This window comes from Kitasatospora sp. NPDC058184 (genome assembly GCF_042883725.1).
Classification (GTDB): Bacteria; Actinomycetota; Actinomycetes; order Streptomycetales; family Streptomycetaceae; genus Kitasatospora.
On sequence record NZ_JBHVVE010000017.1, the window covers coordinates 1 to 22368 of the forward strand.

Annotated in this window: 20 protein-coding genes; 11 read left to right on the forward strand and 9 right to left on the reverse strand. The window is 74.1% G+C overall.

The annotated features are described in order from the left end of the window. The 3 genes from ACFVXH_RS28290 to ACFVXH_RS28300 all read left to right on the forward strand — a co-directional run. A partial coding sequence (locus ACFVXH_RS28290; RefSeq protein WP_375873872.1) for a hypothetical protein occupies nt 1-82 on the forward strand: 82 nt, incomplete at its 5' end. Nucleotides 83-631: 549 nt separating this feature from the next. Next, on the forward strand, nt 632-1351 hold the full coding sequence (locus tag ACFVXH_RS28295) for a hypothetical protein (protein ID WP_387828404.1): 720 nt from the start codon (nt 632-634) through the stop codon (nt 1349-1351). Nucleotides 1352-1450: 99 nt separating this feature from the next. Then, entirely contained in the window at nt 1451-2776 is a 1326-nt protein-coding gene (locus tag ACFVXH_RS28300) for a M64 family metallopeptidase (RefSeq protein WP_387828407.1), read from the forward strand. 123 nt (nt 2777-2899) lie between these two features. Here the strand turns inward: ACFVXH_RS28300 and ACFVXH_RS28305 are convergent, their stop codons facing one another. Then, nucleotides 2900-3469 carry a MarR family winged helix-turn-helix transcriptional regulator gene (locus tag ACFVXH_RS28305; protein ID WP_387828410.1) on the reverse strand — a complete coding sequence of 190 codons (570 nt, stop codon included), beginning with the start codon at nt 3467-3469 and terminating at the stop codon, nt 2900-2902. A 175-nt stretch (nt 3470-3644) separates the two neighbouring features. On the opposite strand from ACFVXH_RS28305, the gene ACFVXH_RS28310 reads away from it, so the two are divergent. Then, nucleotides 3645-4868: an FAD-dependent monooxygenase gene (locus ACFVXH_RS28310; RefSeq protein ID WP_387828412.1), complete on the forward strand. Its 1224-nt coding sequence runs from the start codon at nt 3645-3647 to the stop codon at nt 4866-4868. Nucleotides 4869-4955: 87 nt separating this feature from the next. On the opposite strand, the gene ACFVXH_RS28315 is transcribed toward ACFVXH_RS28310, so the two are convergent. From ACFVXH_RS28315 to ACFVXH_RS28335, 5 genes are all read right to left on the reverse strand, one after another. Next, complete coding sequence (locus ACFVXH_RS28315; protein WP_387828414.1) at nt 4956-7355, reverse strand: lamin tail domain-containing protein; 2400 nt, start codon at nt 7353-7355, stop codon at nt 4956-4958. Between the two features lie 324 nt (nt 7356-7679). Then, nucleotides 7680-8045, reverse strand: a complete 366-nt coding sequence (locus ACFVXH_RS28320) for a hypothetical protein (protein ID WP_143204557.1) — start codon at nt 8043-8045, stop codon at nt 7680-7682. A 303-nt stretch (nt 8046-8348) separates the two neighbouring features. Beyond that, nucleotides 8349-8864 (reverse strand): DUF1772 domain-containing protein, encoded by a 516-nt coding sequence (locus ACFVXH_RS28325; protein ID WP_380782852.1) that lies wholly within the window; start codon nt 8862-8864, stop codon nt 8349-8351. 299 nt (nt 8865-9163) lie between these two features. Continuing rightward, complete coding sequence (locus tag ACFVXH_RS28330; RefSeq protein WP_387828416.1) at nt 9164-9811, reverse strand: hemerythrin domain-containing protein; 648 nt, start codon at nt 9809-9811, stop codon at nt 9164-9166. Between the two features lie 83 nt (nt 9812-9894). Further along, a complete protein-coding gene (locus tag ACFVXH_RS28335) occupies nt 9895-10731 on the reverse strand; it encodes an NmrA family transcriptional regulator (protein ID WP_181970918.1) in 837 nt (278 codons plus the stop codon). Nucleotides 10732-11501: 770 nt separating this feature from the next. Between ACFVXH_RS28335 and ACFVXH_RS28340 the strand changes: the two genes are divergently transcribed. The 5 genes from ACFVXH_RS28340 (at nt 11502) to ACFVXH_RS28360 (ending at nt 17789) form a co-directional block, all read left to right on the forward strand. After that, a complete protein-coding gene (locus ACFVXH_RS28340; protein ID WP_387828418.1) occupies nt 11502-12728 on the forward strand; it encodes a Rieske 2Fe-2S domain-containing protein in 1227 nt (408 codons plus the stop codon). Between the two features lie 503 nt (nt 12729-13231). Then, nucleotides 13232-14050 carry an AfsR/SARP family transcriptional regulator gene (locus tag ACFVXH_RS28345; protein ID WP_049653285.1) on the forward strand — a complete coding sequence of 273 codons (819 nt, stop codon included), beginning with the start codon at nt 13232-13234 and terminating at the stop codon, nt 14048-14050. A 66-nt stretch (nt 14051-14116) separates the two neighbouring features. Further along, a complete protein-coding gene (locus ACFVXH_RS28350; protein ID WP_387828422.1) occupies nt 14117-14905 on the forward strand; it encodes an SDR family NAD(P)-dependent oxidoreductase in 789 nt (262 codons plus the stop codon). 61 nt (nt 14906-14966) lie between these two features. Continuing rightward, nucleotides 14967-17303, forward strand: a complete 2337-nt coding sequence (locus ACFVXH_RS28355) for a condensation domain-containing protein (protein WP_387828425.1) — start codon at nt 14967-14969, stop codon at nt 17301-17303. Between the two features lie 39 nt (nt 17304-17342). Then, nucleotides 17343-17789, forward strand: coding sequence for an SRPBCC family protein (locus tag ACFVXH_RS28360; RefSeq protein WP_387828428.1), 447 nt, complete (start codon nt 17343-17345; stop codon nt 17787-17789). 12 nt (nt 17790-17801) lie between these two features. On the opposite strand, the gene ACFVXH_RS28365 is transcribed toward ACFVXH_RS28360, so the two are convergent. Then, nucleotides 17802-18293 carry a winged helix-turn-helix transcriptional regulator gene (locus tag ACFVXH_RS28365; protein ID WP_387828431.1) on the reverse strand — a complete coding sequence of 164 codons (492 nt, stop codon included), beginning with the start codon at nt 18291-18293 and terminating at the stop codon, nt 17802-17804. A gap of 107 nt (nt 18294-18400) precedes the next feature. Between ACFVXH_RS28365 and ACFVXH_RS28370 the strand changes: the two genes are divergently transcribed. Continuing rightward, complete coding sequence (locus ACFVXH_RS28370; protein ID WP_049658900.1) at nt 18401-18898, forward strand: hypothetical protein; 498 nt, start codon at nt 18401-18403, stop codon at nt 18896-18898. 53 nt (nt 18899-18951) lie between these two features. Here the strand turns inward: ACFVXH_RS28370 and ACFVXH_RS28375 are convergent, their stop codons facing one another. Together ACFVXH_RS28375 and ACFVXH_RS28380 are read right to left on the reverse strand one after the other, a co-directional pair. Continuing rightward, nucleotides 18952-19839 carry a hypothetical protein gene (locus ACFVXH_RS28375; protein ID WP_387828434.1) on the reverse strand — a complete coding sequence of 296 codons (888 nt, stop codon included), beginning with the start codon at nt 19837-19839 and terminating at the stop codon, nt 18952-18954. Between the two features lie 124 nt (nt 19840-19963). Continuing rightward, nucleotides 19964-20905: a TIGR01777 family oxidoreductase gene (locus ACFVXH_RS28380; RefSeq protein ID WP_387828437.1), complete on the reverse strand. Its 942-nt coding sequence runs from the start codon at nt 20903-20905 to the stop codon at nt 19964-19966. A 187-nt stretch (nt 20906-21092) separates the two neighbouring features. On the opposite strand from ACFVXH_RS28380, the gene ACFVXH_RS28385 reads away from it, so the two are divergent. Further along, nucleotides 21093-22343: a cytochrome P450 gene (locus ACFVXH_RS28385; RefSeq protein ID WP_387828439.1), complete on the forward strand. Its 1251-nt coding sequence runs from the start codon at nt 21093-21095 to the stop codon at nt 22341-22343. Nucleotides 22344-22368: the final 25 nt, after the last annotated feature.

A 22368-nucleotide genomic window follows, 5' to 3' on the forward strand; every position in this document is an offset into this window, starting at 1 on the left:
CCACTGGACCACCCTCACCAACGCCAAAAACACCTACGACCCCACCCACACCCTCACCCCCGGCCAAAACATCTTCCCCTAACACACAAAAAACAAGCTGAAGAAGAGAAAACGAGACCCGGGATTCGGAAAAATGGACACCAGTCCGTCAATCCGAGCCGGAAACCCGGGCCCTGGGAAGAGAAGAAGAGCACGCACCGCACGAAGACTAAAAGCGCGAATGAGCCGGGCACTTCACGTGCTTCCGGCTCATCGCGCTATCCGTCCGAACTCGCGGCCCCGTACAGGCGCCGGAGCCTCACGCCCCTCGACGTAGGCGGCCCACTGTTCACGTTCCATGGCGATCGCGCGCTCGTCCGCGGGCCATGCGTGGTAGAGGTCGGGGCGACGGTGAAGTCGGCATCGCGGCACTGGAATTAGTGGGATACGCCGTCGACGGTGGTGAGCCCCTTGCGCGGACCGTCGTACCAGTCAAGCTCGACGTACACGGGCTCGAAGCCCACTACTCCGGCGCCCCGGTCGATCCGGCATCCCGGAGGCGCCCGCCGGTGCTCCCTGGCATTATGCGGTCCGCGGCCGGGAACCAGCACCGGCTGCAACGGGCAGGTGTCGTGGGGTGGGTGAGGGCGCGATGGGTGTCGGGACGGGGCCGGTCATCAAGCCGGGCAGGCGGGCGGCGCGGCTCCGGGCGGCGGGGCGGGTGCTGATCGTGCTGGCGGGGCTGGTGCCCGTCGTGGCCGGGTTCCTTCTCTTCGTGCGCACGTACGACGTGACGGTGGCGTACCGGACGGCCCCGGCGTGCGGGACGTCGGCGGCCGGGGCGAGTGCGGACTGCCTGCGGCTGGAGAGCGGGCGGGTCGTGAAGAAGAAGGTGGACACCGACCGGGAGAACGACCTCAGTTCGTACAAGTTGGTCGTCGCGCGCGAGACCGCGGGCGGCGACGAGTACGACGTGGGCGAGCCCTTCTTCCAGGACGTGGAGGTCGGTACTGCGATCGACGTGGGGGTCTGGAAGGGCGAGGTCGTGCAGATCTCGTACCGCGGCCACCGGGCGGTGAAGCCTCAGCTGCCCTGGCTGCCCGTCCTCGGGGTGGCGCTGCTGATCAGCGTCGGCAGTGCGGCGGTCGTCCACGGTCTGCACCGGTCCCGGGAGGGTCTCAGGGACGTGGTGCAGGTCGGGAGCATCGTGTTCACCGTCGGGTCGTTCGCCGGTTCCCTCGTCCTCATCGGGGCGTTCCAGTGGTCGTTCCCCGTGACGATCACCGTCGCCGTACTGGCCTGGTTGAGCACCGTCGCGGCCTGTGCGGTGGTCGGCCGCCTGTCCTTCGGGCCGGCCCGGGCCGGTGCGTGACCGGAGGGTTCGGGAATCGGCTTGCACTGACGCAGGATTGTCAGGTTATCGCCATGGGAAGGGAGCAGGCCACAGACCGTTCCCTCCGGGAGGACCCCCGTGCACCGCACCACCGTCAGAACCGCCACCGCCCTGCTCGCCACCGTACTCGCCGGTGCGGTGCTGGGGGCCGCGCCCGCCGGGGCCCGTCCGGCGGGCGACAACCGTCCGGCGGGCGACAAGCCGTCGACACGTCAGGTGGAGGTGTCCGCCGAGGACGGCGGCATCTCCCGGGCCCAGGCCCCGGCCGTCTCCCCCTATCTCGCTGACCGCGCCCAGGGCGTGGCCCCGATGCGGGGCGACGGCGACGTGACGGCGCTGGTCCGCAACGGGGAGCCGGCCGCCAAGCTGGACGTGGTGGTGATCGGCGACGGGTACACCGCGCAGGAGCAGGACAAGTTCCGCGCGGACGCGGCCCAGAAGTGGCGCGAGATGACCGCCGTGGAGCCCTACGCCAGCTACCGCGCGCTGTTCAACGTCTGGGCGGTGTCCGCGATATCGCCGGAGTCCGGGGTGACCGGGGATCCGGACCAGGGGACGGTGCGGCACACCGCGCTGGGCTCGTACTTCTGGTGCGACGGCGTGGAGCGGCTGCTCTGCGTGGACGAGAAGGCGGTCGAGTCGTACGCGGCGAAGGCCCCGCAGGCGGACCTGGTGCTCGTGGTGGCCAACAGCGCGAAGTACGGCGGTGCCGGCTACAACGACGTCAAGTCCCCGCTCGGCTACGAGGGGATCGCCACCGTGGCGGGCGGCAACGCGAGGTCCGGGCAGATCGCGGTGCACGAGACCGGGCACTCGCTGGGCAAGCTGGCCGACGAGTACGCGTACGACGGCCAGGGGACGTACCAGGGCAGTGAGCCCACCGAGGCCAATATCAGCACCCTGACCGCCGACCGGATGCGGCAGCAGGGCACCAAGTGGTCGCGCTGGCTGGGCCAGGCCTCGCCGGACGGCGGCACGGTCGGCGCGTACGAGGGCGGCGGCTACTACCCGACCGGGCTCTACCGGCCGACCGAGAACTCGATCATGCGCTCGCTCGGACGGGAGTTCAACCTGCCCGGGCGCGAGGCGATGATCGCGGGCTTCTACCGCCACGCCACGCCGCTCACCAGCCCCACCGCGAACGGCAGTCGGCTCACCGCCGCGGACCGCCTCACCGTCGATCTGCCGGTGGCCGGCACCCGGCTGCGCTGGTACCTGGACGGGAAGGAGCTGCCCCGGCTGGGCGGCCGCACCGCACTGGACCTGGACGGGCTCAAGCTGACCGGGCCGCGCTCCCGGCCGCACGTGCTCACCGCGGTCGCCACCGACCCGACCCCGGCCGTCGCGGACCCGGCACTGCGCGCGAAGCTGACCGCGAGCCTGTCCTGGACGGTGACGCGCTAAGCGCGTTAAAGGCGCCGGAACGCGCCGGGAGGCGCTAACACGACAGGATGCCGCCGTCCCGCCCGCTGGTCGACAGGGGCGGGACGGCGGCGGCGCGTTCGCCCCTGCCAGCGCGGCCCGCCCCTACTCCTCCTCGTCGAGCCTGGCGAGGCGGGTCGTCACATCGTCGGCGAAGCGGGCGAGGAGCCGGACGAGGTCGTCTCGGTCCTGCCGGGGCCAGTCGCCGAGGGCGTCGGTGAACCAGCCGAGCAGGAAGGCGAGGTAGCGGTTGACGGCCTCGGCGCCGGCCTCGGTGGGTTCGATGAGGCGGGCCCGGGCGTCGTACGGGTCGGGGATGCGGCGGGCGAGGCCGTGCTTCTCCAGGATCTGGACCTGGCGGGTGATGTGCGGGCCGACGACCTGCATGCGGTCGGCGATCTCGCCGATCCGCAGGGGTCCGTCGGCCGTGCGCAGGGTGACGAGCACGCCCACCGCGGGCCGGTCGCGCCCCAGGCCCGCCTCCTCGACGGCGCGTTCGACGAGGCGGCCCCGGGTGAGGGCGGCGCTGAGCCGGGAGATCCGGGTCAGCGCGGCGAGGAGGTCGGGCCGCGGCTCCCCCGGTTCGCGGGTCTCGGGGGAATCGGAAGCCTTGAGGGGGTCGGACGCCTCGGGGAACCCGGGGTCCTCGACGGGCTCAGGAGCCGCGGCGGGCATGGCACCTCCATTTGCATACCTAAGTTAGGTATCTGTATCGTGGGGGGTGGCCACCGCCCGCGAGGGCGACGTGTGACCTCCATAAAGATACCTGAGGTACGTATCTTTCCGCTCGTCCAGGTGCGTACCACCGACGTGCCGGCGGGGATGCCCGCCGGGAAGGAAGTGAGAGGCCATGAACACCGTGTCACGCCCCGCCCGTCGCGTCCTCGTCTCCGGGGCCAGCATCGCGGGGCCCGCGCTCGCGTACTGGCTCGACCGGTACGGATTCGAGGTGACCGTCGTCGAGAAGGCCGCCGCCGTGCGCGGGGGCGGCTACGCCATCGACGTCCGCGGGCCCGCCCGCGAGGTCGTGGAGCGCATGGGGCTGCTGCCGCGCCTGCGCGCCGCCCACGTCGACAGCCAGCGGATCACCTTCGTTGATTCCGTCGGGCGGACCGTCGGCTCGCTGCGCCCGGAACAGCTGACCGGCGGCGCGGCCGGCCACGACCTGGAGGTCCGGCGCGGCGACCTGGCCGACGCCCTCCAGGAGCCGCTGCGCGGCCGGGTCGAGTTCCTCTTCGAGGACTCGATCGCCGCGCTGGAGGACGACGGGGAGGCCGTCCACGTGCGGTTCGACAGCGGCGCCAGCCGCAGCTTCGACCTCGTGGTCGGCGCGGACGGCCTGCACTCGAACACCCGCCGGCTGGTCCTCGGCCCCGAGGAGGCCTTCCACCGCTACCTCGGGCACGTCTTCGCCGGCTTCACGCTCCCGAACGAGTTCGGCCTCGTCCGCGAGGCCGTCGTCTGGAACGACGTCGGCCGCGGCGCGGTCCTCAACGCGCACGAACCCGCCGACCGGCTCCACGGCTTCCTCACCTTCACCCGCGACGACCCGCCCTTCGAGGCCTTCCGCGATCCGCGGGCCCAGCGCGAGCTGGTCGCCGCGCGGTTCCCGGAGCGGGTCTGGCACCTGCCGCGCCTGGTGGCGGCGATGCGGGACGCCGAGGACCTCTTCTTCGACGTCGTCAGCCAGATCCACCTGCCCAGCTGGTCGCACGGGCGGGTGGTCCTCGCGGGCGACGCCGCGCACGCCACGTCGTTCCTGTCCGGCCAGGGGTCCAGCCTCGCCCTGGTCGGCGCGTACGTCCTGGCCGGCGAACTGGCCGCGCGCTCCGACCACACCGCCGCCTTCGCGGCCTACGAGCGCCGGATGCGCCCCTTCGCCGAGCGCAACCAGGCGCTGGCCACCGGAGGCGGCACGTCGGTGGCGCCGAGGACACGGGAGCAGTTGGAGGCCCGCAACGCCGTGGTGCGCGATCCGGAATCCGCCGCGAGCGAGCTGGCGACGCCGAGTGCCCGGACGGCCCGGGCCGCCCACTCGGACCTGCGGCTGCCGGACTACGCCGGACGGCTGTGACGGTCAGGGCGATCGGACGACGGACCACCGGACCACCGGTGCCGGCCTCCCCAGAAACGGGGAGACCGGCACCGTCGGCCTCGGCCGTTACGGCAGCGGGATGCGCACCACCTGCGGGTCGTGGTCGCTGAGCTGCGTGCTGAACTCGCTGTTGATGTGCACGATGTCGTAGCTGTACGACGTGGCCGCGAGCGCGCCGGAGATCAGGATGTGGTCCAGCACCTGCGAGTTGCCCTCGTACACGTAGGTGTAGCGCTCGGGCAGCGGCAGGGTGCGCGGCAGGTCGGTGAGCGAGCCGCCGGCGGTGAGGATGTCGGCGGTCTGCGAGAACTCGAAGTCGTTGAGGTCGCCGAGCACGATGACCGAGGCGTTCGGGTCCACGGCCAGGATCTGGTCGGTGAAGCCCTTCACCGCCGTCGCCTGGGCGTGGCGCTGGGTCTCCGAGGGGTGGGCCGGCGGCTGGTAGCGGCCGAAGAGGGGCTGGTCGCCGCCCTTGGAGTTGAAGTGGTTGGCGATCACGAAGACCGGCTTGCCGTTCCAGCGGAACTCGCCGGCCAGCGGCTTGCGGCTGGAGTTGAACGCCGAGTTGGTCGGGTCGATCCGCCCGGGCGAGTAGGCGAGCTGCGGTGTGCCGCCCGCGTTCACCACGGAGTCGGCGGTGGTGGATCCGGCGCCGGGGCGGTCGGTGAAGGAGAGGCCGCGGTCGGTGCGGAACAGGAACACCTGGCGGATGTTGCCGCCGGGCTGCCCGCCGTCCTGGCCGTCCACCGGGTCGATCTCGCGGTAGGAGTAGGAGGGGCCGCCGGCCGCGGTGATGGCCGCGGTGAGCTTGGCCAGGGTCTGGGTGGCGCTGACCGTGCCGTCGTCGGTGGCGCCGCTGTTGTCCTGGATCTCCTCGAGGGCGACCAGGTCGGGCGAGCGCAGGTTGGTCACGATGCCCGCCGCGAGGCCGTCGAACTTGCTCTGCGGGTCGGAGGGGGCGAGGTTCTCCACGTTGAAGGTGGCCGCGGCGAGCTGCCCGGCCGTCGGTGCGGCGGTGGTCTCGGGCGCGATGCCGCCGGAGGTGACCGCCGGGGTCGCGGTGACCTGGAGGGTGAAGTTGCCGAAGGCGTAGTCGAGCACGCCGACGGTGGCGCCGGTCAGGGTGTCGCCGACGTTGGCGGTCGGGGTGGGCGCGAGCGCCTTCCCGAGGACGACCCGCTCCGGGTTGCCGTCGTTCGCCTGGAGCAGGATGCCGCCCCGGTTGGTGCGGGTGGTGCTGCCCGGCGGGACGACGGCGAGCTCGCCGTACTTGTTGGTCGGGCCGACCACGGCCGCGTTGTCGATCTCGACCCGCATGCCCTCCAGCGACCTCCAGAAGTCCAGGCCGTCGGTGCCGGGCTGGAAGTTCCCGGCCGCCTCGACGTCGCCGGAGGTGACGCTGGAGATGACCGCGGACGGGGGCACCCGCCCGCCCTGGCCGACCACGGTGGCGGCGGGCAGCGCGACGTTGTGGGCGACCACGGTGACGGTGGGCGCGGTCAGTTCGGTGATCGACAGGTTGGTGGTGCCGCCGGTGCCGCCCGGGCGGTACTGGGTGACGGTGGCGTTCACCGTCACCGAGTCGCCGACCGCGACCGAGGGCGCGCCGGCGGTGTAGACGTAGATGCCCTCGCTGGTGCCGGGGTCGTTGTCGGGCTGCGGGTCCTGGTACCAGAAGCCGTTGGGGCCGACGGCCGTCACCACACCGGGCACGGCGCTGACCGCGCTGCCCGCCAGCGGGGAGGTGCGGGCGGCGCCCTGGATGTCGTGGATGCGGGTGCCGGTGGGGTTGCCGCCGGTGCCGGTGGAGGAGGAGTTGCGCGGCACGGGCGCGGTGATCGCGAAGTCCGCCGCGTTGTTGTCGGTGTCGGTGGCGCCGCCGCCGGTGCGCAGGGCGGCGGTGGAGTTCGACAGGTTGCCGGTCGGCGTCCCCTCGGCGGAGCTCGCGCCGCTGCCGTAGCCGACCAGGTCCTTCACCCCGGACTGGCTCGCGCAGCCCGAAGTGCAGGTCAGCGCCGTGCCGTTGGTGACGAGGGCGACCTTTCCGGAGGTCGCGGACATGGCGATCGTGCCGGTGGCGTCCGGCGTCGGCAGCGCGGCGCCCGTACCGGCTCCGGCGGCCTCCTGGACGAGGAAGTAGCGGCCGGGCGCGATCGTCCCGGAGAGGGTGGTCCGCGACCAGCTCCCCCCGGCGGCCGAGGCGTACTGCACCGTCCAGCCGGTGACGGACACCGGCGCGGTGCCGCGGTTGTACAGCTCGACGAAGTCGTTGGCGTACGGGGCGCCGGAGTTGCCGCCACCGCCGTACACCTGGCTGATCACGATGTCGGGCGACGCGGCCTGCGCCACGCCGCCGGGCAGCGCCACCAGCGCCGCCACCACGGCCGCGGCGGAGGCCGCCGCGAGCGTCCGGCGCCGGAACCGCGGCGCTCTCGGGTTGATCCGGGGGTTCGGGGTGCTCCGCATGAGGCTGACTCCTGACCACCGTCCGGGCGCGCGGCCCGGCGGTTGTGACCACGGATGGGAAAGTGGGGCGCTGAGGTTCTAGCAGTGCCACCAGATCCCTACCGGTCGCGTCGGGCAACGGCCAGACGTACGGCGGAAGAACGTTTCTACGCGCGACAAGTGGGAGACTCTGCTCCGGATTCAGGCGGTCAACTGCCGTCTTTTGAACGTTTGTTGATTCACCGAAACAACAGGAACAACACGGAGCCCGGGTCCGGCAGCGCCCCCGCTGCCGGACCCGGGCCGGTCCTCGTCGTCCGTGTCGCCCTCGCCGCCCGTCCCGGCTCAGCCGGGGCGGTGCTGCGCCGCCCCCGGCACCGGCCGGGGCGGACGCCGGCGCAAGGGCGCCAGTTCGCGTTCCAGGGCCCGCACGTCCAGCGCTATCCGGGACGCGGTCTCGCGCGGGCCGGTGCCGGCGGGCAGCCGTCGCGACCACGAGCGGGGCTTGGCCGGGCCGTCCTGGACCATGTGGAAGTTGAGCCGCAGCACGTCGGCGACGTCGACCAGGCTCACCAGGATCCTGGTGTCCGCGAGGTCGATGCAGACTTCGTTCCCGATGCACGAGCAGGCCACCAGGCCCTCGATGGCCTCCTCCGCCAGATATCTGGCCAGGGGTACCGCCTTCCCCCGCACCAGAAACGGACGTTCCACCGGAGTCACCGGAACCGCCTCCTCCCCAGCAGCTGTACGGTGCTCGGCCGCGGCGCAAGCGCACCGCAACGGACCGGGCCCGGCCTATGCTCCACCACATCGGACCGGTTCGCCAACTCGGTGTCTCACCAAGTGAATTGGGAGAACGCACCGGACCGGCGCACCGGCGCACGCCCCAGCGCACCGGGCCGGCCCCGGCAGCCCGGCCACGACGGCGGGCGCACGGCCCCGGAACGCGCGTGTGCCCGCCCGCACGAGGCGGACGGGCACGGCGGCGCTGCGCGGAACCGGGCGGGCCGGGGCTCAGCGGCCGCCGCGGCCGTGCAGCACCAGGGAGCGGGTCAGCGCGAGCAGACCGCCGGTGCAGAGCGCGGTGCGGAGCATGTTGACCGGCACCCAGCTGTCCGCGAACTTGGCCCGCACGGCGGCGAAGTCGTGGATCTGCGACGGGTCGCCGGCCGCCGCCAGCTCGTTGTTCAGCGGGATATTGACACCCATGGTGACGATCAGCGCCACCACGTACAGCGCCGTCGCCAGGCCCGCCCAGAGCGCCGCCTGGCGCCGGCCGGCCTTGTGCAGCAGCCAGGCCGCCAGGCCGGTCGCCGCGAAGGCCCCGACGAAGACCAGGCCGAACAGCCCGTTCTCGATCGACTTGTTGATGTGCTGCATCGCCGTGACGTAGGTCCGGTCGTCCCCGGCCGCCAGGCCCGGCATCACCGACACGTCGAAGGCGAAGAACAGCCCCGCCATCAGGCCCATCGCCACGGTGGAACCCACCAGCAGCGGCCCCGCGGCCTTGCTCTGTCCGACAGCCCGCACCGAACTCCCCACCCCCGCACTCCCGATGGCCGACGGCGCCGTGTACGACAGCGGAACCGCGGTCTGATCCGAACGCATCCCAGGACCCTCTCAATCTTCCGGCCCCGCGGAGTGCGGCGCCGACGAACGTGGAACTCTCGACACCGCCCACCGTGCGGCGCGCCGCGCAACGGAACCGCGACAACCGGAACCCCGGCCCCCGGCAGGGCACTTGCAGCACCCGGCGGTGCCGCGCCCGGCCGGGGCCGGCCGGGGCCGGCGCACCTCACCGCCCCGGCGAACACGGCGAAGAGGCCGGCTCAGAGCACCGCGCCCAGCCCGCGCCGGTACCGCCGGTCCAGGACCGTCCGCCCGAGCAGCCGTACCGGGGCCGGGATGGTCGCCGAGACCGCCCGGACCGAGGCCGCGTCCGCGCCGTCGAACATCCAGGGCTGGAGGTAGGTCATCACCTGGGTCGGCGCGCTCCCGATGATCCGGCGCTCGACCCGCAGGTACTCGTCCACCGACAGGCCGGCCAGCGCCGGGAAGACCACCGGCTCCTCGTGCCGCAGGTGCTCGCGCACCAGGCTCTCGAACGCCCGGGCGGCCTCCGGGAGTTCGGCGCGCAGTCCGGAGCCGAGCACCCCGGCGACCCGGCGCATCGAGGCGTCCAGCGCCTCGTGGTCCTCCTCCAGGACCCCGCTGCCGTCGAAGCCCGCCACCCGGCCACGCAGGTACGGCCAGAGGATCTCGTCCTCGCTGTGGTGGTGCCAGTCGATCACCGAGCGCAGCCGCCCGAACCACTCCGCGAGCGCCGCGGCGGAGCCCGCCGAGCCGCGCTGCGCGGCGGCGGTCAGCCGTGCCGCGTCCCGGCGCATCGCGACGTGCATCAGGCCGAAGCCCTTGAGCTGCTCGGGCAGGGCGCGCAGCCCCTGCTCCGTCGACCAGACCGTTGTGCCGTCCGTCATGACCAGACCTCCAGTGTCCGTTCGGATTCCCTACCAGCGCCCGCCCGGAGACGGGCGGTCGGAGCCGCCCCGGACGGGTCGGCTCACGCGTTCCACACGCCCGAGGCGGCGGCCTCGCGGGCGTAGTCGGCGAAGTCCCGCGGCTCACGGCCCAACGCCCGCCGCACCCCGTCGCCCAGCGACGCGTTGCGGCCGTCCAGGATCACCGAGAACAGCTCCGCGAAGTCCGCCGGCAGCCCCGCCGCCTCCAGCACCCCCCGGTACGACTCCTCCGACACCGCCTCGAACCGCACCTCACGCCCCGTCGCCGCCGACAGCTCCACCGCCACGTCCGAGAACGACAGCAGCCGCGGCCCCGTCAGCTCGTACACCTCCCCCGCGTGCCCCGCCTCCGTCAACGCCGCCACCGCCACGTCCGCGATGTCCTCCGCGTCCACGAACGGCTCCACCGCACCACCCACCGGCAGCGCCAACTCCCCCGCCAGCACCGGCTCCAGGAAGAACGACTCACTGAAGTTCTGGTTGAACCACGCGCACCGCACCACCGTCCACGCGGCCCCCGACTCCATCACCGCCTTCTCCCCCGCCTCCGCGGCCTCCTCACCGCGCCCCGACAGCAGCACCAGCCGCCCCACCCCGCGCTCCGCCGCCAACCGCGAGAACGCCCCCACCGCCTCCACCGCACCCGGGAACGCCAGATCCGGGTAGTACGTCAGATACGCCGCACTCACACCCTCCAACGCCCCCTCCCACGTCCCCTCGTCGTGCCAGTCGAACGGCACCGCACCCGACCGCGACCCCACCCGCACCCCGTACCCCAGGGCCGTCAGCCGGTCCGCCACCCGGCGACCCGTCTTCCCCGTCCCACCGACCACCAGCACGACACCGGACTCGACCGCGAGATCCACCACACCAGCCATCACACACACCCTCATTCCAAGACTCGGAGGAATCACCGACGACCGGTCCTTCGGAGGCGCCGGTTGCGCCCGATCGGTTCGTCGTCGTGGCACCAATTCAAATCCCCCCTGGCCCGGCGATCCATAGCCGCCGCTCTCAGTTCCATGCGCGAGCGTCTACGCCACCGGTACGTCACCGACCAGCGGCGCTCCGCCCACCCACGGCCGTCGAGCCGTCCGCGGCCAGGGCTCCCCTGCCACCCACCACAACACACCCCACCCCCGGCAGAAAGCCCTTTCCAGCACCTCTCGACCCCTCCTCGACCGCGTGGGGCAATCACCGCGCGGTGCGTCCGCAAAGGGCCGAGGGGAAATCGGGGGGAACCGCGTCGGTCGGCCGGATCCGCATTCCCGTCACGCCGGGACCGCGGAATCCGTCGCCGTCGCCGATCGCCCCACGGTACGGGCCCGTACGAATATCGTCCGGGCCGGGCGGCCCTGTTCCGCCCCGGATGCGGCCCGCCGCCCCGCCGACCCCCCTTCGGCCCCGCTCGGGCGTCGAGGCCGCGCCGACCTGCCCGAATACCCCCGTGGCCCCGGGGCCGGGCGATTGGCTGGGACCTGTCGAATCCTTGAACCGGTCTACCCGACGGATCATCAGACTTGTTGTGAGTTAGGGAGATTGTCCGTGCACGGGCTCCCGTTCCATGGCTAGCATCGGAAATCCATTCTGTTCGAGCGCTAATCGCCTGGGAGGGGCGGCGCCGGACAGACCGACAGGAGACTTCTTCATGCGCGTGTCCAAGCACGTCCACCCCGTCAGCAGCCGCCCGACCGCGGCCGATGTCGCCCTGCCACCGGCACTGCCCTACCCCGACGGCTGGTCCGCACTCGCCTTCTCCGCCGAGCTCAGGCCCGGCACCGTCCTCACCCGCCAACTCGCGGGCGAGGACGTCGTGCTGTACCGGCTGCGCAACGGCCGCCTCCGCGCGATCCGCCCGTACTGCCCGCACCTCGGCGCCCACCTCGGCCTGGCCGCGGTCGAGGGCGACCACCTGGTCTGCCCCTTCCACCGCTTCGCCTTCGACGCCGAGGGCCGCTGCGTGCGCACCGGGTACGGCACCCCGCCGCCCAAGGCGGCACTGACGCCGCTGCCGGTGCGCGAGGTGAACGAGGCCGTCTTCGTCTGGCGCCACCACGACGGCCGGGAGCCGGACTGGGAGATCCCCGCCTGGCACCGGATCGACGACGGGCGGCAGCCCCTGCGGTACACCTCCTTCGAGATGCCCGGCTACGCCCAGGACGTCATGGAGAACTCCTTCGACCTGGGCCACTTCGTCACCCTGCACGGTTGGCCGCAGGGCGAGTTGGTGAAGCCCGTGGAGTTCGACGGCACCACCTTCCACATCTCGATGCTGGTCCGGGAGACCTTCCCGCTGCTCGGCCTGCGCGAGGTCCAGGTCGAGGTGGACGGGTACGGCCTCACCGCCCTGCACACCGACGTGCACACGCCCTCGCTGGGCCTGGAGATCTGCTCGCTGGTCATGGCCACCCAGGTCGCTCCCGGCCGGATGCAGCTGCGGCAGGCGAGCCGCTTCGTCATGTCGGAGCCGTCCGGACTGCCGCCGGTCGTCGCCCGGACAGTCAGCCGGGCGGTCACCAGGCTGCTGGCGGGCCCGATGTTCAAGCGCAACCTGGAGTTCACCGCGGCCGACTTCCCGATCTGGTCCACCAAGCGGTACATGTCGCCGCCGAAGCTCGCCCCGGGCGACGGGCCGATCGGCGCGATGCGGCACTGGGCCCGGCAGTTCTACCCGCCGGACCACCAGGCGCACCTCCCGGGGCCGGCCGCCCTCACCGACCGGGACGGGCCCGGCGCGAACGGGAGCAGCACGCCCGACGGCGCTGCGAACGGGCACGGCCCGAACGGGAGCGGCACGCCCGACGGTGACGCCGCCCCGAGCCGCACCCCGGCGGAGGCCCCCGGCACCGCCCCCAGCGGAGCCGCCCGGAGCTGAGCCGGCCCGGCCACCCGCCGCCCCTCTCCGCCCAGCTCCGTCGTCCTGACCTGGAAACGGGCGTACCGGCTCCGGAGAGCGAGAAACCTCCTCGGCGCCTGGCAGGGCACCCTGGGCAGCCAACAGACCTTCGTCAAGCCGGACTTCGCGATCACCATCGCCCAGGGCCGGACCAACGACCCGGTCGCGCAGATCCACAACAACGAGGCAGGAAGAAGCACCCCCTGTTCCGCGCACGGCGGGGCGGCCCCCACTCCTCGGGGGCCGCCCCGCCGCTTCCGGCTGCCCGGAAGCCCCCACCAGAGCGCCCGGAACCCCGCTCGACGGGCACTTGAGGAATCCGGCCGCCCCTCCGTGGCGCCGCTAGGGTGCGACGCATCCACCCCACCATCCCCCTGATTCGAACACGCTTCCGCACCAGCAGCGCACAGTTCACCGGACCCACGAATCCACGGGCTCACGATCCTCCGAGCCCCACTCACCCGCACGAGAGGAGAACCGCCATGCACCTCAGGGTCCTCGGCCCCCTCACCGCCGACCTCAACGGCATCTCCGTCGTCCCCACCGCCGCCAAGCAGCGCCAGATCCTCGCCCTCCTCGCGCTCTACCCGAACCGGATCCTGCCCACGGCCACCCTGATCGAGGAGATCTGGGGCGACGACCCGCCAAGACAGGCGCTCACCACGATGCAGACGTACATCCTGCAGCTGCGCCGCCGGATCACCCAGGCCCTCGGGCCGACCCCGCACGCCACCGCCAAGGACATCCTCACCACCCGGCACGGCGGCTACCAGCTCACCACCCACCCGGACAACCTGGACGTCCACACCTACAACCTGCTGACCACCCAGGGCCAGCACGCCTTCAACCACGGCCAGGACCACCAGGCCGCCACCCAGTTCCGCCAGGCCCTCGCGCTCTGGCACGGCCCGGCCCTGGTCGACGTCCGGCCCGGGCCGATCCTCACCATCGAGATCATGCGCCTGGAGGAGAGCCGGCTGATCACCCTGGAACGCCGCATCGACACCGACCTGCGGCTCGGCCGGCACAACGAGCTGATCCCCGAGCTCACCCACCTGACCCACCAGCACCCGCACCACGAGGGCCTGCACGCCCAGGCCATGGTCGCGCTCTACCGGGCCGGCCGGCAGACCAGCGCCCTGACCACCTACCACCACCTGCGGCACCGGCTGACCACCGAGCTCGGCATCCAGCCCTCGCCGCACCTCCAGCACCTCCAGCACGCGATCCTCACCCTGGACCCCACCCTCAACACGCCCACCACGGCCCACCCGACCACCTACAACCTGTACTCGGCCTGAGCCCCGTCCGGACGGCCGTCCCCGCCGACCTCTCCCAGCTCCCAGCCCTCACCCACAGGACGCGTCATGACCACCGCACCCGAGAAACCCCTCGCCCTGATCACCGGCGGTACCCGCGGCATCGGCCTCGCCATCGCCCGCGAACTCGGCAGCCGCGGCCACCGTGTCTTCATCTGCGCCCGCACCGCCCGGGACATCGACCAGGCCCTCGCCACCCTGCGCGACGAGGGCCACCAGGCCGACGGCCTCACCTGCGACGTCCGCGACCCCGTCCAGGTCGCCGAACTGATCCGGCACGCGGTGGCCGAGTACGGCCCTATCACCGTCCTGGTCAACAACGCCGGACGCACCGGCGGCGGGCCGACCGCGACCACCACCGACGACCTCTGGTACGACGTCATCGACACCAATCTGAACGCGGTCTTCCTGGTCACCCGGGAGACCCTCCGACACGGCCACATCACCAGCACCGCTCACCCGCGGATCATCAACATCGCGTCCACCGCCGGGAAGCAGGCCGTCACCCTGGGCGCCCCGTACACCGCGAGCAAGCACGCCGTGATCGGCTTCACCCGGGCGCTGGCCAAGGAGCTGGCGCCGACCGGCACCACCGTCAACGCCATCTGCCCGGGGTACGTCCAGACCCCGCACACCACCAGGATCCACCACGAGTACGCGACCGCCTACAACACCACCCCCGAGACCATCCACCAGCACTTCCAGCAGCACATCCCGCTCGGCCGCTACACCACGCCCGAGGAGGTCGCCTCGCTGGCCGGCTACCTCACCAGCCCCACCGCGGCCAGCATCACCGCCCAGGCACTGAACGTCTGCGGCGGGCTCGCCACCCAGTAACCCCGGCGCGATCCCGGCCGGCCACGGGAAGGATGAGGGCTCCGGTGCCCGCTGATCAGCCATGACGAACCGTCAGTTCTCCAGCGCACCCGTCACCTTGCTGGTGGCCGGCGCTCCCGCGCCCGAGCCCTGCCTGCCCGCCGGCCGTCCGCCCGGGCCGCTGGACGCCGGGGCGGTGCGCGCCGCGCTGGCCGGCGCCGCCCCCCGGCCCCGGCGGGCCCCCGAACGGCCCTCCCGGACACCGGAGTTCGTCCTGGTCGAGCTGCACCAGCGATACCCGCCGGAGGCGCTGCGCGCCGCGCTGCGCAGCGTCCTCGCCGACGACCCCGCCGGGCCCGCGGCGGACCTGCTCTGGCAGCGGACGGTGGACGGCCCGGACGGGCTCGACCGGGTGCTGGTGGAACTGGGGCGCAGCCTGGCCGACGGCCCCCGGCTGCGGGCCGTCCTGGTCGAGGAGGCGCGCGACGCCACCGGGGACGGCGGGCGCCACGACTCCGGGAGCGGTGCACCGGACGGCGGGCGGCGGCTGTTCGTCGGCGTCGCCCAAGGCCCGCTCGCCCGCGCCGCCGGGGTGCTGGAGGAGCTGCGCGAAGCACTGGCGCACCCGCCGGAGCCGGTCACCGTACCCACCAGCGCCCTCCAGCGGGAGCTGCTGCGCCAGGTGATCGGGGAGTCCGAGCCCGGCGGGCGGCACGTCGAGCAGCTGTCCTGGAACTGGCACGGGCCGCTGGACACCGAGCGCTTCACCGCGGCCTGGCAGTCCGTCTTCGACCACGAGACGGTGCTGCGCGCGGCCTTCGACTGGGACGAGCACGGCCCCGACGACCCCTGGATGGTGCTGCACGAGCACGCCGTCCCCGAGGTGACCCGGCACCGCCACGGCGCCGCCGAGTGGGAGGACCTGCTCGCCGCCGACCGCCGGCGCGGCTTCGACCTGCGCCGCCCCGCCCTGCTGCGCGCCACCCTCGTCGACGCGCCGCCGGACGCCGGGGAGGGGCCCGCCACCCGGGTCCTGCTCACCTACCACCACGCGATGCTGGACGGCTGGAGCGTACGGCTGCTGCTCCAGTCCTTCTACCGCGCCTACCTGACCGGCGGCGTGCTGGCCGGCGGCCAGCGCCGCCCCGACCTGCGCGACCACGCCCGCTGGCTGTCCGGCCAGAGCACCGACGCGGCACGGCAGTTCTGGTCCACCCGGCCCCCCGCCACCGCCGTCCTGCCGCTCGCCCCCGACCCGCGCCGGCGCGGCAGCGGCCGGGCCCGGCGCCGGCTCACCCCGTACGAGGCGGTCCGGCTGCGCGGCTGGGCGGCCGCCTGGGGCGCGGGCGAGAGCAGCGCCCTCCAGGCGGCCTGGGCGCTGCTGCTGTACCGCGCCGAGCAGACGGACCGGCCCCGCCGCCCGGCCCGCGCGGTGCGGGTCGGCTTCGCGGTGACCGTCTCCGGCCGGGGCATCCCGCTGGACGGCGTCGAGCGGCTGCCCGGCGCCCTGCGCAACCCGCTGCCGATCTCCGTCCGGGTGCAGCCGGGCACCACCGTGCCGCAGCTGCTCGCGGCGCTGCGCGACGGGGTGCTCGACCTCGCCGCGTACGAGTGGGTCTCCCCCGGCCAGGCCCACCGCTGGACGCCCGGCGCGCGCGGGCAGCGGCCGAACAGCCTGGTCGTCCTGGAGCACCAGCCCGCCGCGGCGCACCACCTGCGGCTGGAGACCGACCTGGCCGCGCACGGCATCCACGTGGAGGGCCCGGCCCCGGCCGGCACCCTCACCTCGTACCCGATCACGCTCGCCGCCCACTACGACGCCACCGGCGGGCTGGTCCTCACCACCACCCACGACCGTGCCCTGCTCGCCGACCGGGACGCCGCCGAACTCCTCGACCAGAGCGCCCACCTGCTGCGCAGCTTCCCCGACCTGCCGAGCGGGCTGGGCACCACCGAGGTGCTGCGCTCCACCCTGGCCGGACAGCCGGCGCCCCGGCTGGGCGAGCCGGCGGCCGGCGCCGCCGAGGGCACCGAGCCGGCCGCCCCGGCGGTGCGCCTGGACGTGCTGCGCCGGGCCGCCCACCCGGGCGCGGGCTGGGTCCTGCTGCTGCCCCCGCCCGACGCCCCGCACACCCGCTACCCCGGCGCCGCGCGCGACTGGCCCGGCCCGCAGGCCCTCGGGGTGCTGCGCCCCGCCGGGGACGACCCGCCCCCGGCCGCGTACCGCCCGGTGCTCGGCCCGCTGCTGGAGTCCCGCGCGCCGGTCGCCCTGGTCGCCCCGCCGGGACTCGGGGCCACGGCGTGCGGGATCGCCCGGCTGGGTTCGCCGGCGCACCCGCCGCTGGTGGTGCTGCTCGACGGGGGCGGCGACCTGGCGGCGGTGGCGGGCCTGCTGGGGGGCCTGCCGCGGCGCCGCTAGGGCCACCGCGCGGCTTGGATAGGGCCTAGGGTGGCGACCGTGGCCCGCTTCGTCCTGATCCGCCGTACGCCGCTGCCGCCCGCCGAGTGCTGGGAGCGGCTGACGGCCTGGCCCCGGCACGGGGACCGGGTGCCGTTCACCCGGGTCCGCGTGGTCCGGGGTTCCGGCCGGGAGGCGGGCGACGTCGTCCTGGCCCGGACGGCCCTCGGGCCGTTCCGTTTCGACGACCCGATGGAGCTCACCGAGCTGGTCGTTCCCGGCCCCGGCCGGGACGGGCGGTGCCGGCTGGTCAAGCGCGGCCACCCGGTGCACGGCTGGGCCGAGCTGCGGGTCCGGGCGGTGGGCGGCGGCAGCGCGGCGGTCTGGACGGAGGAGCTGACGGTCGCTGGCCTGCCCCGGACGCTCGGTCCGCTGATCGATCCAGTCCTGGCGCGGTCCGGGCGCCTGGTCTTCGGCCGGGTCCTGGACCACCTGCTGGGGCTGTAGCGGCCCGGCCGCTCAGGACGGCAGGAAGCGGGCGCCCGGGCCCGGGCTGCGGTAGACGGAGTCCGGGGGCAGGTGGGTGTGGCCGCCCGCGCATTCCAGCACGAGGGTGACCGGTTCGTCGCAGCCGTGCTCCTCGCCGCCGCCGTGCCGGACGACGACCGACGGGCCCTCCTCGTCGGCGAGGTACTTGTCGCCCCACTCCAGCAGGGCGATCACGGTGGGCCGCAGGTCCCTGCCCTTCTCGGTGAGGTGGTACTCGAAGCGCTGCCGGTCGCCGGGCTCCTGGTACGGCACGCGGCGCAGCACGCCCGCGGCGACGAGGCCGTCGAGTCGGGTAGACAGCAGGTTGCTGGCGATGCCGAGCCGGGTGCGGAACTCCCCGAAGCGGCCGACGCCGTCCAGCGCCTCCCGCACGATCAGCAGCGACCAGCGTTCGCCGACCGCCGCGAGGGCGCGCCCCATCGAACAGTTCACCGGGTCGATCCGCCGCCGCTGCTCCGCCATGGATCGATCCTAGCCCGTCCGACCCACCTGGGTTGACAATCCGCACTCAGCCCGGGCTAGGCTCCGGGCCACCTGAGTTGAGAAAGTAAATCCAGGAGGCGACGGCCATGCCGATGCTCGACGTCCACATCCCCGACGGCGCCCTGCGCCCCGAGGCGGAAGCGGCCCTGCTCAACCGCATCACCGAGATCCTGATCCACCACGAGGGCTTCGACCCCGCCGACCCGGTCACCCGCTCGGTGTCCTGGCTCTTCCTCCACCGGCCCGCCGCCGTCTACGTCGGCGGCGAGCTCGCGGACGCGCCGCGCTACAAGGTCGTCCCGTCGGTGCCCGAGGGCCAGCTCGACGCCCGCAAGCGCGCGGGCGTCATCGCCGACGTCACCGAGGCGATCCTGGACGCCGAGGACGGCGCCTGGCCGCGCGACCCCGGCCGGATCTGGGTGTTCCCCACCGAGATCCCCGAGGGCCACTGGGGCGGCTTCGGCAAGGTCAGGCCGCTCGCCGCGATCCTCGCCCGGCTCACCGGCAACGACCGCGCCCGGGCCCGCGACCTCGCCGCGCGGCGGATCGCCGAGAGCCGCGCCGAGCACGCCCGGCTGCCGTAGGGCGCACCCGACGCCCGGTGACCGACGCCGGTGACCGGCGCCGGGCCCCCGGGTCAGCCCCCGTCGCGGCGGCCGCGCCGCGGGTCGGCGGAGGCCCGGCGCCAGTCCAGGTACTGCTGGCGGACGTACGAGCGCGCGTCGTCGTCGGTGGCGGCGGTGACGCCGTCGTGCTCGCACAGGTAGCCGGCCGAGATCCGCGCCCACACCACCTGCTCGCGGTCCGCGTCACCGCCCGCCAGCGCGATCCGGTCGGCCTGGGCGGCGGCGCGCAGCAGGTGGGCACGCCGCTTGCGGGGCGGGCTCTTGGCGGTGCTCCGGCCGGCCGCCAGGTACGCCTCCTCCTCCGCGACGCCCGGGGCGGCCGCGTACGCCTCCGCCGCCGCGGGCACCGGCCCGGCCGGCACGCTCCGCACCGCCGGGGGCGGCGTCGGCGGCAGCCCGCGGGTGTGGAGCACGTCGTCGGCGAACTCCGGCCGGTCGACGGGCAGCCCGTGCCGGCCGAAGAGGGCGAACAGCTCGGCCAGGGCGCGCGGTTCGAGGCCGCGCGGCCGGTCGTCGTCGGTGACGTCGAACCGGCCGAGCAGCGGGCCCCAGAACCGGCCAGGCGGGTCCACCAGGCGCAGCCGGAGGGTGACCCGGTGGACGCTGGTCTCCTCCTCCTCGTCGAACTCCATGGCCAGGCCGCGGATCTCCGACCAGGCGTAGCGGCGCGGTACCAGCAGCCGGACCACGGTGAGGCCGTCCGCCTCCTCCCGCAGCCAGAAGGTGTGCGGCACTCCGACGGCCACCGCGCCGGCGACCACGGCGCCGACGAGCACGGCCGTCCCCGGGTCGGCCAGACCGGACTCCCCCAGCACGATCACCGTCACCAGGGCCAGCAGGCAGCCGACGCCGATGATGTCCACCCGCCGCCGCATGTACGACAGCCGTACCGTCCGCATCCCGCCCCCTGGTGTCCCCTGCGTGTGGGCTCCACGCTCCCGGCAGCGGCCGGGCCCGGGCAAGCACCGGCGGGCAGCTGTGACGGCCCCGTGACGAACCCGGCCCACCACGCTCCGGACAGCGCTACCGCCCGCGCAGCCGCCGGACGAGGTCGCGGGCGGCCTCGGGCCAGCTCGGGTGGTCGAAGGTGAAGCCCGCGTCGAGCAGCCGGGTCGGGACGACGCGGCGGCTCTTCAGCAGCAGTTCGGTGTCGGAGCGCAGCGCGAAGGCGCCCAGTTCGGCCATCCAGCGGGTGGCGGGCAGGGCCAGCGGCATGCCCCAGGCGGTGCGCAGCTCGCGCATGAACGCGCGTTGCGGCAGCGGGTTCGGGGCGGCGAGGTTGACCGGGCCGGTGAGGTCCTCGCGGGCGATCAGGAACTCGACGGCGCGGGCGAAGTCGCGCTCGTGGATCCAGGAGACGTACTGGGCGCCGCCCGCGACGGGGCCGCCGGCGCCGAGCCGGGCCAGCCAGGAGAGCGCGTCGAGGGATCCGCCGCGCTCGGGGCCGAGGACGGCGGCGGTACGCAGGGCGACCCGGCGGGTGTGCGGGGTGTCGGCCTCCGCCTGGGCACGCTCCCAGGCCTGGGCGACGTCGATGCTGTGCCGCCAGGCGGCCGGGGCGTCGGGCTCGCTGCCGCCGATCAGGCCGTCCAGCTCGCCGTTGGGGGCGTCGTGGCGGTGGGCGTAGACGGTGGCGGTGCTCATCTGGAGCCAGTGCGCGGGCGGGCGGCGGGCGGCCGCGACGGCCTCGCCGACGACCCGGGTCGACCGCACCCGCGAGTCCATCATCTCCTGCCGGTTCGCCTCGGTGGAGCGGCAGTTGACGCTGCGCCCGGCGAGGTTGAGCACGACGTCGGCCCCGTCGACCTCGGCCGCCCAGGCGCCGAGGGTCCGTCCGTCCCAGCCGACCTGCCGGGGCCCGGCGGGCCTGCGGCTCAGCACCACGACCTGGTGTCCGGCGGCGGTCAGGCTCCGGTCGAGCAGCGCCCCGAGTGCCCCCGATCCGCCGGGAATGACGACCTTCATGGCTTCCCCCTCCTGCCCCCGGTTCCTGGGAGCCCAGCCTAGCCCAAGCTTCTGAACGCGTTCAATTACACCGTCCGCGCCACCGCCCGGACGACTGAAACCACGGTGAAACCGCACTGAAGGCGGGCCCCGGCAAGCTCCGGGGCATCGAAAGCCGCACAGCCGTGTGACGAAGGAGAGACCCGCCATGACCACCACCCCCGTCCGGCTCACCCCCGAGGACGTCGAGAACCCCGTCGGCGCCTACGCCCGCTTCCGCGAGCAGACCGGGCTGCCCCGGGTCGTCCTGCCCGGCCTGGACACCCCGGTCCGGCTGGTCACCCGCTACGCCGACGTGAAGGCCGCGCTCACCGAGCCCCGGCTGGTCCGGGACCGGGCGGGGCTCGCCGCTCCGGCCGACGCCGGATCCGACCCGCAGGACGAGCTGCTGGCCGCCGCCTTCGACAGCTTCCCCGCCGAGTACGCCGGCTACCTCTCCGGCCACCTGGCGCTGTTCGACGGCGAGGAGCACGCCCGCCGCCGCGCGCCCCTGACCCGCGCCTTCACCGCCCGCCGGATCGCCGCCCTGCGCGGCTTCGTCGAGCGCACCGCCGCCGAGCTGCTGGCCGGCCTCGCCGCCCGGGACGAACCGGCCGACCTGCTGGGCGAGTTCGCCTACCCGCTGACCACGCAGGTGATCTGCGAGCTGGTCGGCGTCGAGGAGGCCGACCGGCCCCGGGTCTGCGGCTGGATCCGCGACTTCGCGTACGGCGACGGCAGCCGCACGGTCGAGGGCCTGGTCGGCATCGTCGACCACGTCAAGGAGCTGATCGCGCGCCGCCGCGCCGAACCCACCGGGGACCTCATCTCCACCCTGGCCCACGACACCCGCGAGGGCGAGCAGCCGCTGGACGAGGACGACCTGGTCGCGGCCGTCTTCCTGCTGATCAACACCGGCATCACCCCGCCCGCGCTGTTCCTCGCCCACGGCCTGCTCGCCCTGTTCGACCACCCCGACCAGCTGGCCCGGCTGCGCGCCGAGCCGCAGCTGCTGGAACGGGCGGTGCCCGAACTGCTGCGGTACATCACCCTGGTGCGGGTCGGCGCCACCCTGTACGCCGCCGAGGACTTCACCTTCGCCGGGACGGCGCTGCGCACCGGCGACCCGGTCACCGTCGCCCTGCTGGCCGCCGACCACGACCCGCGGGAGTACGGCGAGGCGCCCGAACGCCTCGACATCGCCCGGGAGTTCGGGCGCGGCGACGGCCACCTGGCGTTCGGCCACGGCGCGCACTACTGCCTGGGCGCGGCCCTCGGCCGGCTGGTCACCTCGGTGGTGCTGGACCAGGTGCTGATCCGGCGGCCGGAGGCGGCGCTCGGGGTCGCGCGGGACGGGCTGGAGTTCGGCCGCTGGCCGGCCGACGGCTTCCACCTGCTGCGGCTGCCGGTGCGGCTCTGAGCGGGCGGCGGCATGCCGGGGCCCG